This window comes from Clavibacter michiganensis subsp. insidiosus (assembly GCF_002240565.1).
Taxonomy (GTDB): Bacteria; Actinomycetota; Actinomycetes; order Actinomycetales; family Microbacteriaceae; genus Clavibacter; species Clavibacter insidiosus.
Window position 1 is genome coordinate 2,126,399 of sequence record NZ_MZMO01000001.1, and the last position, 13,227, is coordinate 2,139,625.

A 13,227-nucleotide genomic window follows, 5' to 3' on the forward strand; every position below is an offset into this window, starting at 1 on the left:
CCTCCACGCCTTCACCGACCCCTCAACAATCCGCACACGGATTGTCAGACCCCTCTAGGACCTCATGCCCGAACTCCCCGCCGCCCTGACATATGGATATGTCGTCGGCCGCTACCTTCTCGCCATCGGTGACACGACCCGCGACGATGACCGTCTTCCCGACCCCATCGCCGCCTCCGGCACCGTCCGATTCCGCCCCACCGTCGCCGCCATCCGCAGCGCCGGTGGGCTCTCCCCCGTCGTCGTTCCGCAGCTCGTGACCGCCACCCTCGACGACGAGGGCTGGCTCACCGACACCGCCGGCTCGCGCGGCGTGTGGCTCGTTGCGGGGTCCTACGACGTCTCCTTCCAGTTCGGCGCCGTGGCGCTCGCCCCCTTCCGAATCTTCGTCACCCCCGACCACACCGAGCGCGCACCGCTCGACCTCGGCGCCGAGACGCCCTTCGTGCCAGCGCCCGGTGAGGTGTTCGTCGTGAACGAAGCCGTGCGCGCCGAGACCCTCGCGGCCCGCGACGAGACGCTAGAAATTCTCGAGTCGATCCGCGACGCCGGCGGCATCACCGGTGCCGAGCTGGAGCGCTCCGTCACCGACCTCGTGAACGAGCTGACCGCGGACCTCTACCCGGATGCCGGCTACGACGTCGTCGTGATCCTCGGTCAGTCGAACGCCCAGGGCGCCGCTGTGGACTTCACCCGCGCGCTGGAGCCGGACGTAGACCCGCGACGGGTCTACCAGTACGGCGCCACGGCGAAGGACAACCCGCGCCCCGGCGCGGGCCAGATCATGCCCGCCAGCGACCCGCTCATCCACCGATGGACCCAGACGAACACGGATGGCTCCGCCAAGCTCACGAAGGGCCCAGGCCTCCCGTTCGCCCGAAAGTACGCACCGACGCTCGACCGTGGCCGGCGTCTTCTTCTCGTGCCCGCCGCCTACTCAGGAACCGGGTTCAATAAGACGAACCATGGCTCTGAAATGTCGACCCACTGGCGACCCAACGACCTGACCGGCGTCAACCTCTATGAGTCCGCAATCGCACAGACGAAGGCGGCACTTCTCGCTGCCGGCCCGGGCGCGCGCCTCGTCGCGGCCATCTGGGTCCAGGGCGAGACCGACGAAGTGACCGCACCCGCCGCATACCGTGACTATTTGCTCGCGCTCATCGACGGCCTGCGAACGCGGCTGTCTGCGCCGCAGCTCCCATTCCTCATCGGCGGCATGGTCCCCGAGGGAGTTGCCGCCGTTCCGGGCCGGGCGCTCATCGATGGCGTGCACCGGGAGATCCCTTCGCTCCGGCCCTACACGTCGTTCTCGGCGGGTCCGTCTGGCAAGTTCATCGACTCCGGGCTTCACTACAGCGCGGCGGGTCAAGAGGACCTCGGCGCAGCCCTGTTCGCCGGTCTGTCCGCCGCCCGCGCGAACGTGCCGAACCCGCCGGCCCAGGTGACGACTCTCACCGCCGGCGCACCCGGGTCTGCCGCTGTGCCGCTCTCCTGGAGCGCCGCGGCGCGCGCGACGAGTTACTTCGTCGAGCGCAAGGCTACGAGCGCCTCGACCTGGATGCCCGTCGCTGAGACGACGTCGACGTCGATCACTGTCGTCGGCCTCACGCCCCAGACGGCCTACGACTTCCGCGTGAAGTCGTCGAACACGGGAGGAACCGCCGCCCCGTCCTCGACGGTCTCGGCGACCACACTCGCTTCCGGGTTCGTGCTCTCCGACCTCGCCACCCCTGCGACACGTGCGTACGGAACCCGCCGCATGCACGCGGCGTACTCCGGACCGGCCCTTCGCGTCGTCCGCCTGTCGGACAGCACGAGGATGGACGTGCCCTTCGACGAGCGCGGCGACCTCGACACGGCAACGATGTTGGCTTGGGCCGGTTCGGCGACGGTGAGCGTGGAGACGTTCTACGACCTCACGGGGAACGGCCTGCACCTGACCCAGTCGACCCCGACCAACATGGCGCGCCTCGCCCTGAACGGCACCCTGGACACCATCGGCGGCAAGCCTGCCCCGGTCGGCAACGCGAACACGTTCTACTCCGGCACGTTCACCGGCCCGTCGCTGTATGCGCGCGGGTCGTCGACTGTGTGCGCGGTCTCCTATGGCGCGGCGACGGCGAATGGTCGGCTCGTCTCCGAGACCAGCTCGTCGGCAGTGGCGCAGCAGTACGTCCCGATCATGGCGAACGCAACTAATTCGGCGCTCGTGTCGCAACGCATCACGGACGACACGGCCGCGAGCGTCGCGCCCGACACCGCCACGGCGGCAGCCTTCGCGACGTCGACGCTCGTGCAGATCACGTCGACCGACACCGGATCGGCCTTCGTGAAGCGCGTGAATGGTGCCGATGCTGGGACGGTCACCTACACGCGATCCGGCGCCCTGACGCTCAACACGTTCACCTGGGGCGGCCTGTTCCGAAACGGCACCTTCGGCGCCCCGATCGCAACGCGCCCAATTGAGCTCGTCGCCTTCCCGTCCGCGCTGTCTTCCGCTGACCGCGCCGTCGTCGAGGCCTCCCAGAAGGCGTACTTCGGCACGCCGTAATTCCCTCACCGACACCTCCGTCCAAGGCCCTCTCCGCATGTGCGGAGGGGGCCTTCGTCGGCGCTGTCCTACCCCTCGTGACGACCCTCGCGGGCCTCCTGATCCCCGTTATCCAGGCGCTCCTCCCGATCGTGACGACCGTGTTCGGCGTGATCGCCAACGTCATCACCTCCGCGATGCAGATTGTCCAGGGCATTATCCAAGTCGTTACCGGCATCATCTCCGGCGACTGGGGCATGGTCTGGACGGGCATCCTGAACGTCCTCGGCGGGGTGTGGAACACGATCGTCTCGCTCGTGACCGGCGCGCTCGGGATCCTCGGATCGGTCATCTCCTCCGTCCTCTCCGCAATCGGCGGAATCTTCTCCTCCGTGTGGAACGGCCTCATCGGTATTGTCTCCGGGGCGTGGAACGGCATCACCTCAGCCGTCTCGACGGGCGTCGGCAACGCCGTCCGGTTCGTCGGTGAGCTGCCCGGGAAGACGATTGCCGGCCTCGGCAATCTCGGCGCGCTTCTCATCTCCGCCGGCGGCGACATGATACGCGGATTCATCGAGGGCGTAAAGGGCGTCGCCGGTAGGATCGCCGAGGCTGTCCTCGCGCCGATCCGAAACAGCGTCGAGGGAGTGAAAAACTTCCTCGGCATCGCCTCCCCTTCCAAGCTGATGAAGAAGTTTGGAGGCTGGACCGGCGAGGGCTACGCGATCGGCCTCGCGAACACCGCGGGCCTGATCCAGAAGGCCTCGGGCGTGCTCGCGCCCACGCTGCCGCCCGTGCCGTCGCCCGCGGGCCTCGTGCCCGAGGGCGGCGTCTCGGGCCAGCTCGCCGCGCTCCAGTCGCGCGACGGCAGCGGCCAGCCCTCGATCGTCCAGCACGTCCACCCGACTCCCGGCATGTCCGAGGAGACCGTCGCCGAGCTCGCGCTCCGCAAGCTCGGCCGAAAGGGAGGTCGCCTCTAACGGCCGCCCGGTCACGCCGTGCCAGACTCGCGGCATGACCATCCTCCTCGGCGTCCTGATCGTCGCCGGCGGTCTCCTCGCGGTCGCGGGCGCGGTCGACGCGTACTCCGGTCGGATGCGGACGTCGAAGGGCCTCCCCGGCTTCTACGACGCCCCGAAGGACAGTCCGCGCGGGCTCATCCTCGCGATCGCCGGGGCGCTCCTCGGTGTCGTGAGCGGCCTCATCGCCCTTCTGGCGCCGTAGCGGCGCTCAGTCGACCTCCGGGCGCCCACGCTGCCAGTCGTCGCTCAGGAGTCGCGCCCGCGGCGGCTCCGGCAGGTCGTGGCGGTTGGCCGCCCACCAGCCGGCGGCTTCCTCGGCGGAGCCGAAGGGGCCGTAGACGCCGTGGTCGCAAATGGTCATCGTCTCGCGTCGCGACCGGAGTGCCTGCGACTCGTCGCGGATCGCGGCGCTGCCCGCGGAGCGGAAGTAGAGCGCGGGCCCGTCCACGGCGGCATCGGGCCGGCGCTCCGGCTCGACCTTCCTCACCTTGTTCGACACGCGCCCGACGGTACGGCCGGCCGCCGACAAGCGCCGGAGCGACGCGGGCCGCGCGGTTCGCCAATCCGTGTCTGATACCGACCTACATCCAGTGAAGAGTCGTGGCGTAGGTGATGACGAACAGCCCTGTATGTATCTCCTCCTCAAGTGTCTTCTCTCTCCAGCAGCAGAACTAGAGCGTGTCGTTCGTCATCACCTACGCCACGTCTCTTCACTTCCCTGCGCGCGCCGCCGCACCCCCTGCGCCCCGCGCCCCTCCCAGAACGGTTCCCCATGCTCACCACCAAGGCCCACCCAGCCCTCGCCCGCTCCGTCGACGAGATCGACGGCACCTCCGTTATATCCCGCGACGCCCTAGCCGCGTCGATCGCCGCCGACCTCGGCGAGACAGGCATCGTCGCGTTCGACGATGCGTACGCGGAGCGCACGTACGTCTACCGCCACGGCCTCGACATGCCCGCGCGAGTCACGCGCGCCGACCTCGACGAGCTCACGCGCGCCGCGGTCCTCGACTACGCGCGCACCGCGCTCGACGACGTGGACGCTCGTGCTCGCGCCCGCGCCGCTGCCACCCTCCGCGCTGTCTCCTCCCGCGCCACCGGCGTCACGACGTATCTCCGTCGCGTGCGCGCCCGCGTCGTCGAGCTACTGCCCGAGATCGACGAGGACGTCCACGACGCCCTACGCGCTGCCCTGCGATCAGCGTCCGCTCCACCCTCGTCCACCGCGCCGTCGCGCACCGCGTCGGCCCGAGCCGCACGACGCGCCGACAGCGATGCCGCGGACCGCGAGCAGCTCCAGGGCATCCTCGGCTCCTGGCTCCCGCTCCTCGCGCCCGGTGAGCACGACCTCGGCGACGTCTGGGCGGCGTGGACCGACGCCGTTGCTCGCTCCGAAAAGCTACGCGTATCCCAGCCGCGCGTCGCGCGCATCGGTCGGACGCGCTTCTACGCCACCCTCGCCGACGTGACGACCGTCCAAACCGGCGCCGCCCGCCGCCGCTTTATCGTCATCCCCGCTGCCGCGAAGGCGGCGTGACCCGAGCCGTGCATCGACGGAGCCCCCGCCCTCTTCGGAGGACGGGGGCTTTCGTCGTTCCGGCGCGGGTCAGACGCCCCAGCCGCGGAAGCCCTCGCGGACGCGGACGTAGGAACCGTCGGAGTAGACGGCGTGGCACCAGCCGGGCTCGCCGGCGATCGGCCGGAGCGTGAACGCGGCCTCATCGGCGGCGGCTGTCGTCGTGCTCGTGTGCTGGGCCATGTCGTTCTCCTCGCTGATCGGCGCGCTCCGTGCTCGCTCAGGACGACCGTAGCACACCTAGCGCCCGAATCTGCTGCTGACCAGGACATACGCGAGGCGCCTCACGCTTCTCCGCTCAGAAGGCAGCCGACACGCCGTGCATATGACGCTGGGTTGCGCAGGAGGAACCTCCAGCGCGTCGGCGACGCCCCGCACGGCAGCTCGGACACCACCGCCCCGTCGCGTCGCATCCGCGCGAAGAGCTCCGCGTGGCCGGACGGGTAGAGACGGTCGACGCCGCCCGCGAGGAACGCCACCGTGCGCCCGGCGGATCCGACGGCCGCGCGGTGCGCCGCACCGTCGATGCCGTACGCACCGCCCGAGACCACGGCCACCCCTCGATCGACGAGACCGGCGGCCAGCTCGGCGGTGACGTGCTCGCCGTAGCCGGTGGCCGCGCGCGCTCCCACGATCGACACGGACCTCGGGAGCGCGGCCATCGCGTCCGGCGCTCCGGTGCACCAGAGCACGAGCGGCGCGTGCGGCCCCAGGTCGTCCGCTCCCGCCGGCCACAGCGCATCCCCGGGCACCAGGACGAGCGCGCCCACCGCGCGCGCGGCGTGGAGCCGCGCCAGCGCCTCGGTCCGCACGACGCGGGGCCGCCAGCGCTCGAGCGCCCCGTCGACCTCGCCGACGAGCGCAGCGCGCCCGTCCGCCTCCAGCTCGAGCCCGGCCTCGATCATCGCGCCGACGAGGGCGTCGGCCGAGCAGCCGTCGACGATCGAGGCCAGGGCCGCGCCGGCGCCGAGGACGCCGATGACCGCCCCGGCGACTCGATCACCGGGCTCGGCGATGCCGGACCACGTGCACCGCGCCGCCGCCTCCTCCGCATCCACGTCGCACGCCTCCTCTCCCGGCGATCCGGGGGCGGGGCGGAGCGCGGCCATCAGCCCGGCGAGATCACGCGCGGGCAGGCCGAGGCGGGCGACGGAGCGCGCGTGCGCCGAGTCCGGTCCTCCGATGCGAGTCCGGGGTGCCTCCGCGGGTCGCGCACGACCTCCGGAGGGGCATGGCGACGGATGGTCGGCACGATCGGGTCCGGGCGGAGCGTCCGCGACGCCATCTCCGTCCACGCCGATCACGAGGCACCTCGCAGCAGGAGGGCCCGTCCCAGGTGATCCGCGTCGGGGCTCGACGCGCCCTCCAGGTCCGCGAGCGTCCACCCGATCCGGAGGACCCGGTCGTAGCCGCGCATGGTGAGGAGCCCGCGGTCCAGCGCGCGGTCGAGGGACGCGGTCGCGCCGCGGGCGATGCGCGCCTCCCGCCGGAGCCAGGTGCCGGAGGCGTGGGCGTTGGTGCGCCACGGCGTCGCCGCCCATCGCTCCGCCGCGGCCGCCCGCGCCGCGGCGACGCGCGCCCGGGCCGTCGCCGTGGTGACGCGCGGCGCGTCACCGGCGGCCAGGTGCACCGCGGTCGTCACCCGGCGGACGCCGAGCCGGATGTCCATGCGGTCCATCAGGGGGCCGGAGAGGCGCGCCAGGTAGCGCCGGCGCGCCTGGGGCGGGCACGAGCAGTCGGAGCCCGCGACGCCGTACGACCCGCACGGGCAGGGGTTCGCCGCCATCACGAGCTGGAAGCGCCCCGGATAGTGGGCGACGCCGTTGGCCCGGTGGATGCTGATGACCCCCGACTCGAGCGGCTGTCGCAGGCAGTCGAGCACCGCGCCGGCGAACTCCGGCGCCTCGTCGAGGAAGAGCACTCCCCCGCTGGCGCGCACCGCCGCGCCGGGACGGATGCGCCCGCTGCCGCCGCCGACGATGCCCGCGGCGCTCGCCGTGTGGTGCGGCGCCTCCAGCGGCGGTCGCACGGGCAGCTCGGGGCCCAGCCGCTCCCCGCAGAGCGACCGGATGCAGCCGACCTCCAGCGCGGCCTCCTCGTCGAGATCCGGCAGGAGTCCGGGCAGCCGCTGCGCGAGCATCGTCTTCCCCGCGCCCGGCGGCCCGAGGAGGAACATGTGGTGCCCGCCCGCCGCGGCGACCACGAGCGCCTCCACGGCCTCCTCGTTGCCGACGACGTCGCCGAGGCAGGGCTCTGCTGCCTCCCGACCGCCGAGGACCTGCGTCGAGGTCGCATCCGCCGCGACGACAGGCCGGGCGTCGTCCTCCTCCGGCTCCGGCTCGAGCTCGGCCCCGTGGTGGATCGCGGCATCCCGCAGGCCCGCCACCGGGATGACGCGGATGTCGGGCACGAGGGACGCCTCGTCCGCGTGGCAGCGCGGCACCATGACCCGGCGGATGCCGGCACGTCGCGCGGCGAGCACCGCGGGCAGGATGCCGTGCGTCGGCCGCAGCCTCCCGTCGAGGCCGAGCTCGCCGAGATGCACCGTGCCGGCGACGGACTCCGCCGAGACCGACCCGCCAGCCGCGAGGACCGCCAGGGCGATCGCGAGGTCGAAGCCGGAGCCGTGCTTCGGCAGGACGGCCGGCGAGAGGTTGACGGTGACCCGGCGGACCGGGAACTCGCATCCCGCGTTGCCGGTCGCGGCACGGACCCGCTCGCGCGCCTGGCTGAGCGCGGCGTCCGGCAAGCCGATGAGCACGAAGCCGGGGAGCTGGCTCGTGATGTCTGCCTCGACGTCGACGAGCGCTCCGTCGAGGCCCGAGAGGGCCACGGCGAGCGTGCGACCGACGGCCATCAGCAGGCGCTCCGCACGACCTCGATGGACGGTCGCCCGCCTCGGGGCCAGACGACTCCCACCACATCGATCCGCACGGGGCCGCGGCGCTCGGGATGCGCCTGGCACCAGAGACCCGCGAGCACCCGCAGCCGCGCGGCCTTCGCTCGCGTGACCGCCTCGAGGGGATGCCCGTAGCCGAGCCCCGCGCGCGTCTTGACCTCCACGAGCACGGTGGTGCCCGCGTGCGACATCACGAGGTCGATCTCGCCCTCGCGACAGCGCCAGTTGCGCTCGACGAGCGCGTAGCCGCGCCCGATCAGATGCTGCGCGGCGAGATCCTCGCCGCGTCGTCCCAGGTCCTGCTCGCGTGTCATGCGCACCTCCGCGAGGAGGATGCGCGACCACGACGCCGCGGCCTGCCGCACGTGTCCGGGTCGTGCGATCGAGCCCGCCCGGACGCCTGGGGAGGGATCCCCTCAGGGCCCTACTCGTCGATGGCGAGCTCCTTGGGGAGCTCGAACTCCTTCGCCGACAGCTCCTCCACGTTGACGTCCTTGAAGGTGAGCACCCGGACGGACTTCACGAACCGGTCGGAGCGGTAGACGTCCCACACCCAGACGTCGGTCATCGTCAGCTCGAAGTAGAAGTCGTGCTCCGTGTCGCGCCGCACCAGCTCGACCTCGTTGGCGAGGTAGAAGCGCCGCTCGGTCTCGACCACGTACTTGAACTGGGACACGATGTCCCGGTACTCCCGGTAGAGCGCGAGCTCCACCTCGCGGTCGTAGTCCTCGAACTCGTCGTCATCCATGGTCCGTCGATCCTAACCGCCCGCGCGACTGCCTTCAGGCGCCGGGGGTCGCCAGCACGCCGGTGAGCCAGGTCCGCCGATGGATGCGGGACGCCCCGCGTGCCCGGATCGCGTCGAGGTGCGCCGCGCTGCCGTAGCCCTTGTTGCCGGCCCACCCGTACTCGGGCGACTCCTCGTGCCACGCGGCCATCAGGCGGTCGCGGTGCACCTTGGCGAGCACGGACGCCGCCGCCACCGAGGCGCAGTCCCGGTCGGCCTTGACGCGCACCCGCACCGGCACCGGATGCGCGAGGGCGGGCGTGAGCCAGTCGTGGGATCCGTCGAGCAGGACGATGCTGTCGAGGAGCGGCACGCCGAGGTGATGCAGCTCGACGAGCGCGCGTCGTCCCGCGAGGCCGAGGCAGGCCGTGATCCCGAGCGCGTCCACCTCCTTCGCGGACGCCATGCCGATCGCGGAGTGCCGGACCCACGCCGACACGTCGGGGTGCAGCGCCTCGCGCCGCTTCTCGCTGAGCATCTTCGAGTCGCGCAGCCCCACCGGGAACGCACCGGCATCGGGGCCGAGGGCGGCCATGCCCACCGCGACCGGTCCGGCGAGGGCGCCGCGCCCGACCTCGTCGCAGCCGATGACGAGCGCCGCACCCGCGTCGAGGAGCTCCCGCTCGACCTCGAGCGTGGGATCCGCGACCGGCATCAGCCGGCGGGGACCGCGTCGGGCACGTCGCCGAACGTCTCGGGGTGGTCGCTGAGGATCGACCAGCGGTCGATGGGCCAGGTGATGACGAAGGCGCGGCCGACCACGTGGTCGAGCGGCACGAAGCCGTGCGTGGGCCCGTCCTGGTTGTAGCGCGAGTCCCACGAGTTGCCGCGGTTGTCACCCATGACCCAGAGCGAGTCCGCCGGGACGGTGATGTCGAAGTCCACGTCGGATGCCCGCGTGACGCCCGGGACAAGCTTGATGTACGGCTCGTCCAGCGGCACGTCGTTGACGCTCATCTGGCCGAGGCTGTTGCAGCAGACGACGTGGTCGCCCGGGAGTCCGATCAGGCGCTTGATGAGGTGGTCGTTGCTGTCGGACGCCGACAGGCCCACCGTGGTGAGCGCCCAGTCGACGGCGGCCGCGATGGGCGGCTTGTCGACCTCGGGCGACGGCTGGAGCCAGCCGCCCGGATCCCGGAACACCACGACGTCGCCGTGCTGCAGCGGCATGAGCCGCGGCGTCAGCTGGTTGACGACGATGCGGTCGTCGATCTGCAGCGTGTCCTCCATGGAGGACGACGGGATGTAGAACGACCGGATTAGGAACGCCTTGATCAGGACCGAGACGAGGAGGGCCACCACGAAGATGACGAGGACGTCCCGCAGGAACGTCTTCCATCCACGCGACCCGCTGCCACTGTGCCTGCCCGAGGATCTCGTCTCCACGGGCGCCGTGCTGTCTGTCATTTAACCGCCTGAGCTCCCGGCAAGCATATGCGCCGGGAGCTCGGTGGGATGACAGGTGGGGATGCGCTAGGTGTACCCGGCCATGACGTTGGTGACACTTCGGGGCGTGTGAGGAGGCCTCCTGGCTTGATGGAGCTGTCTAGTTCTGCCACTGCCAGGAGGCCTCGATGTCCCACGCTAATGCTCGTCTGACGGTTCACGGGAGGGTTCTCCTCGTGCGGCGGGTGGTCGAGGATCGTCGGCCGGTCTCGCATGTCGCGCGCGAACTCGGTGTGTCGCGTCAGTGCGCGCATCGGTGGGTGAATCGGTTCCGGTCCGAGGGCTTCGAAGGCTTGTCGGACCGGTCCTCGAGGCCGAGACGGGTGCCGACGAGGACGAGCCCGGAACGAGAACGAGCCGTCGTGGAAGCGAGGACCCGATTGCGATCAGGTCCTGCCCGGTTGGCGCCGGTGACCGGTGTTCCAGCCCGCACGATCTCCCGCATCCTGCGGCGGCACGGGGCACCGCCGTTGGCATGGTTGGACCCCGTCACCGGGGCCGTGATCCGGGCATCCCGGTCGACGGCAAACCGGTACGAGCATGAGCATCCCGGCGACCTGATCCACGTCGACGTGAAGAAGCTCGGCCGGATCCCGGACGGCGGCGGCTGGCGGGCGCATGGCCGCAGCGAACAGGTTCGTGGTCGTGGGATCGGGTTCGATTACGTCCACGCCGTGGTCGATGACCACACCCGCCTCGCCTACGCGGAGATCCACCCGGACGAGAAGGGCGTGACCGCGGCAGGGTTCCTGACCCGGGCCGCGGCGTACTTCGCCGAGCACGGCATCACCCGCATCGAACGGGTCCTGACGGACAACGCGTTCGCCTACCGGCACTCGGCCGCGTTCCAGAACGCGGTCACGCAGCTCGGTGCGAGGCAGAAGTTCATCCGCCCGCACTGCCCCTGGCAGAACGGCAAGGTCGAACGCTTCAACCGCACCCTCGCGACCGAGTGGGCCTACCGGCAACCCTTCACCAGCAACCAAGCCAGAACCGACGCCCTTGATCCGTGGATCCAGCACTACAACACTGAACGAATCCACTCGAGCCACGGGCTGACGCCCGCGGCCCGAGTGTCACCAACGTCATGACTCAGTACAGCTAGGAGCGCTTCTCCTTGATCTTCGCCTTCTTGCCGCGCAGGTCGCGGAGGAAGTAGAGCTTGGCGCGGCGCACGTCGCCGCGCGTCACGACCTCGATGTGGTCGATGACCGGGGAGTGGACCGGGAAGGTGCGCTCGACGCCGACCTGGAAGCTGACCTTGCGGACGCAGAACGTCTCGCGGACGCCCTCGCCCTGTCGGCCGATGACGATGCCCTGGAACACCTGGATGCGCGAGCGGCTGCCCTCGACGATGTTGACGTGGACCTTGACCGTGTCGCCGGCGCGGAAGTCGGGGATGTCCGACCGCAGCGACGCCTTGTCGACGGAATCGAGGATGTGCATGGTGTACCGCTCTCTGCAACCGCCACGGGTCGACTGCGCATCAATGTCTGGAAGGGGAACGGCCCGCATGAGTGGCCGACTCCCCCGTGGCAGGGTCGACGGCAGGCACGATCGCCCATTCTGTCACCTCGGGCGCGTCGAGCGCAAAGCGCGAGGCACGGACGCCCGGATCAGTCGAGCCGCATGGTGCGGCCGGCGTCGGGACCTTCGGCGGCCTTCCACTCGGGCGGTCGCGGCTGCGCGTCCCGCTCGATGACGGCGATGACCTCCTGCATGCGCTGCCGCGTCTCCACGACCAGCTGCCGGGCGCCCAGCGCGACGAGGGCGACGGCCGCGAGGACCGCCACGACGGCGCACCAGGTGCTGACGACGGAGTAGGTGCCCGTCCCGATGACCGCGAGGGTGAGCACGCCCATCGCCACCGCGTCCGTCGGCGAGACGGCCCGGGCCGTGCGGACGGAGCGGCGGGCGAGCACGAGGCCGAGGGCGGCGAGCAGCGCGATCCCCAGGGCACCCGCCGCGAGCATCACGAGGAGGAGCTCCCAGCCGCCGGACCCGAACGCCGCCCAGCCGACGAGGAGCCACGCGGGCAGCACGACGACCGCGGCGAACTGCCATCGATAGAGCGCGCGACGGAGACCGAGGGCCGGGGACTGCTGCATGGCCTCATGGTACGAGCGGATCCTGGGCGCCTCGGGAAGGCCGGGGCCCGGCTCCCGTAGGATCCTTCGCGTGATGGAACTGCGAACGCCCGCCGAGATGGACCAGATGCGACCCGCCGGGGAGTTCGTGGCCTCCGTGCTCACGGCCCTGGCCGCCAAGGCCGCGGTAGGCGTCAACCTGCTCGACCTCGACCGCGAGGCCCACCGCATGATCCGCGCGCGAGGTGCCGAGTCCTGCTACATCGACTACCACCCGTCCTTCGGCGCCATGCCCTTCGGCAAGGTGCTCTGCACGTCCGTCAACGACGGCGTGCTGCACGGCCTCCCCCACGACTACCGGCTGCAGGACGGCGACCTCCTGAGCCTCGACTTCGCGGCGTCCGTCGACGGCTGGGTCAGCGACTCGGCCGTCAGCGTCATCGTCGGCACGCCGCGCGAGGAGGACGTGCGCCTCATCGAGGTGACGACCGCCGCCCTCGAGGCGGGCATTCAGGCGGCGCAGCCGGGCGGGCGCACGGGCGACATCTCGGCGGCGATCGGTGCCGTCGCGACCGCGGCCGGCTACTCGGTCAACACCGACTTCGGCGGTCACGGCGTCGGGCGCACCATGCACGGCGACCCGCACATCGCGAACCAGGGCCGGCCGAACCGCGGCGTGCCGCTGCGGCCCGGGCTGGTCATCGCGATCGAGCCGTGGTTCCTGCAGAGCACCGACGAGATCTACACGGACAAGGACGGCTGGACCCTCCGGAGCGCCGACGGCTCGCGCGGCGCGCACATGGAGCACACGGTCGCCATCACGGAGTCCGGCCCGCTCATCCTCACCGCGCGCTCCTGAGGCCCGGCGGGACCGGCG

The 13,227-nt window shown here is 71.4% G+C and carries 16 protein-coding genes; 6 read left to right on the forward strand and 10 right to left on the reverse strand.

What is annotated here, in order from left to right:
* Positions 1-64 precede the first annotated feature (64 nt).
* From B5P21_RS10295 to B5P21_RS10305, 3 genes are all read left to right on the forward strand, one after another.
* Positions 65-2,554 carry a sialate O-acetylesterase gene (locus B5P21_RS10295; RefSeq protein ID WP_094171110.1) on the forward strand — a complete coding sequence of 830 codons (2,490 nt, stop codon included), beginning with the start codon at positions 65-67 and terminating at the stop codon, positions 2,552-2,554.
* 131 nt (positions 2,555-2,685) lie between these two features.
* On the forward strand, positions 2,686-3,513 hold the full coding sequence (locus tag B5P21_RS10300) for a phage tail protein (RefSeq protein ID WP_133064183.1): 828 nt from the start codon (positions 2,686-2,688) through the stop codon (positions 3,511-3,513).
* 34 nt (positions 3,514-3,547) lie between these two features.
* On the forward strand, positions 3,548-3,757 hold the full coding sequence (locus B5P21_RS10305; RefSeq protein WP_045527546.1) for a hypothetical protein: 210 nt from the start codon (positions 3,548-3,550) through the stop codon (positions 3,755-3,757).
* 6 nt (positions 3,758-3,763) lie between these two features.
* Here B5P21_RS10305 and B5P21_RS10310 read toward each other — a convergent pair whose 3' ends face one another.
* Positions 3,764-4,054 carry a hypothetical protein gene (locus B5P21_RS10310; RefSeq protein ID WP_133064184.1) on the reverse strand — a complete coding sequence of 97 codons (291 nt, stop codon included), beginning with the start codon at positions 4,052-4,054 and terminating at the stop codon, positions 3,764-3,766.
* Positions 4,055-4,327: 273 nt separating this feature from the next.
* Here B5P21_RS10310 and B5P21_RS10315 point away from each other — a divergent pair, with 273 nt between their 5' ends.
* Positions 4,328-5,092 (forward strand): hypothetical protein, encoded by a 765-nt coding sequence (locus tag B5P21_RS10315; RefSeq protein WP_045527542.1) that lies wholly within the window; start codon positions 4,328-4,330, stop codon positions 5,090-5,092.
* 69 nt (positions 5,093-5,161) lie between these two features.
* Here the strand turns inward: B5P21_RS10315 and B5P21_RS16850 are convergent, their stop codons facing one another.
* The 7 genes from B5P21_RS16850 to lepB form a co-directional block, all read right to left on the reverse strand.
* On the reverse strand, positions 5,162-5,314 hold the full coding sequence (locus tag B5P21_RS16850; RefSeq protein ID WP_165770614.1) for a hypothetical protein: 153 nt from the start codon (positions 5,312-5,314) through the stop codon (positions 5,162-5,164).
* A gap of 101 nt (positions 5,315-5,415) precedes the next feature.
* Positions 5,416-6,189, reverse strand: coding sequence for a DNA-processing protein DprA (locus B5P21_RS10320; protein ID WP_236688826.1), 774 nt, complete (start codon positions 6,187-6,189; stop codon positions 5,416-5,418).
* A 242-nt stretch (positions 6,190-6,431) separates the two neighbouring features.
* On the reverse strand, positions 6,432-7,988 hold the full coding sequence (locus tag B5P21_RS10325) for a YifB family Mg chelatase-like AAA ATPase (protein WP_094171112.1): 1,557 nt from the start codon (positions 7,986-7,988) through the stop codon (positions 6,432-6,434).
* On the reverse strand, positions 7,988-8,344 hold the full coding sequence (locus B5P21_RS10330; RefSeq protein ID WP_045530258.1) for a YraN family protein: 357 nt from the start codon (positions 8,342-8,344) through the stop codon (positions 7,988-7,990). Before B5P21_RS10330 ends, B5P21_RS10325 begins: the two co-directional genes overlap by 1 nt.
* 110 nt (positions 8,345-8,454) lie before the next feature.
* Positions 8,455-8,778, reverse strand: a complete 324-nt coding sequence (locus tag B5P21_RS10335) for a DUF2469 family protein (RefSeq protein WP_012038062.1) — start codon at positions 8,776-8,778, stop codon at positions 8,455-8,457.
* 34 nt (positions 8,779-8,812) lie between these two features.
* Entirely contained in the window at positions 8,813-9,472 is a 660-nt protein-coding gene (locus B5P21_RS10340) for a ribonuclease HII (protein ID WP_045527538.1), read from the reverse strand.
* Complete coding sequence (gene lepB / locus B5P21_RS10345; RefSeq protein ID WP_045527536.1) at positions 9,472-10,224, reverse strand: signal peptidase I; 753 nt, start codon at positions 10,222-10,224, stop codon at positions 9,472-9,474. The genes B5P21_RS10340 and lepB overlap by 1 nt, the downstream gene beginning before the upstream one ends.
* Positions 10,225-10,391: 167 nt before the next feature.
* On the opposite strand from lepB, the gene B5P21_RS10350 reads away from it, so the two are divergent.
* On the forward strand, positions 10,392-11,354 hold the full coding sequence (locus tag B5P21_RS10350; protein WP_045530803.1) for an IS481-like element IS1122 family transposase: 963 nt from the start codon (positions 10,392-10,394) through the stop codon (positions 11,352-11,354).
* A gap of 10 nt (positions 11,355-11,364) precedes the next feature.
* On the opposite strand, the gene rplS is transcribed toward B5P21_RS10350, so the two are convergent.
* Positions 11,365-11,709, reverse strand: coding sequence for a 50S ribosomal protein L19 (rplS, locus tag B5P21_RS10355; RefSeq protein WP_012298189.1), 345 nt, complete (start codon positions 11,707-11,709; stop codon positions 11,365-11,367).
* A gap of 170 nt (positions 11,710-11,879) precedes the next feature.
* Positions 11,880-12,371 (reverse strand): hypothetical protein, encoded by a 492-nt coding sequence (locus B5P21_RS10360; RefSeq protein WP_045527532.1) that lies wholly within the window; start codon positions 12,369-12,371, stop codon positions 11,880-11,882.
* 70 nt (positions 12,372-12,441) lie between these two features.
* On the opposite strand from B5P21_RS10360, the gene map reads away from it, so the two are divergent.
* On the forward strand, positions 12,442-13,209 hold the full coding sequence (gene map, locus B5P21_RS10365; RefSeq protein ID WP_045527530.1) for a type I methionyl aminopeptidase: 768 nt from the start codon (positions 12,442-12,444) through the stop codon (positions 13,207-13,209).
* The last annotated feature ends 18 nt before the right edge of the window (positions 13,210-13,227 follow it).

Coding starts and splice junctions, on each gene's coding strand:
- lepB (WP_045527536.1), bottom strand. CDS start 10,224: ATGACAGACAGCACGGCGCCCGTGGAGACGAGATCCTCGGGCAGGCAC.
- B5P21_RS10295 (WP_094171110.1), top strand. CDS start 65: ATGCCCGAACTCCCCGCCGCCCTGACATATGGATATGTCGTCGGCCGC.
- B5P21_RS10340 (WP_045527538.1), bottom strand. CDS start 9,472: ATGCCGGTCGCGGATCCCACGCTCGAGGTCGAGCGGGAGCTCCTCGAC.
- B5P21_RS10305 (WP_045527546.1), top strand. CDS start 3,548: ATGACCATCCTCCTCGGCGTCCTGATCGTCGCCGGCGGTCTCCTCGCG.
- B5P21_RS10335 (WP_012038062.1), bottom strand. CDS start 8,778: ATGGATGACGACGAGTTCGAGGACTACGACCGCGAGGTGGAGCTCGCG.
- B5P21_RS10350 (WP_045530803.1), top strand. CDS start 10,392: ATGTCCCACGCTAATGCTCGTCTGACGGTTCACGGGAGGGTTCTCCTC.
- rplS (WP_012298189.1), bottom strand. CDS start 11,709: ATGCACATCCTCGATTCCGTCGACAAGGCGTCGCTGCGGTCGGACATC.
- B5P21_RS10360 (WP_045527532.1), bottom strand. CDS start 12,371: ATGCAGCAGTCCCCGGCCCTCGGTCTCCGTCGCGCGCTCTATCGATGG.
- B5P21_RS10315 (WP_045527542.1), top strand. CDS start 4,328: ATGCTCACCACCAAGGCCCACCCAGCCCTCGCCCGCTCCGTCGACGAG.
- B5P21_RS10330 (WP_045530258.1), bottom strand. CDS start 8,344: ATGACACGCGAGCAGGACCTGGGACGACGCGGCGAGGATCTCGCCGCG.
- B5P21_RS10325 (WP_094171112.1), bottom strand. CDS start 7,988: ATGGCCGTCGGTCGCACGCTCGCCGTGGCCCTCTCGGGCCTCGACGGA.
- B5P21_RS16850 (WP_165770614.1), bottom strand. CDS start 5,314: ATGGCCCAGCACACGAGCACGACGACAGCCGCCGCCGATGAGGCCGCG.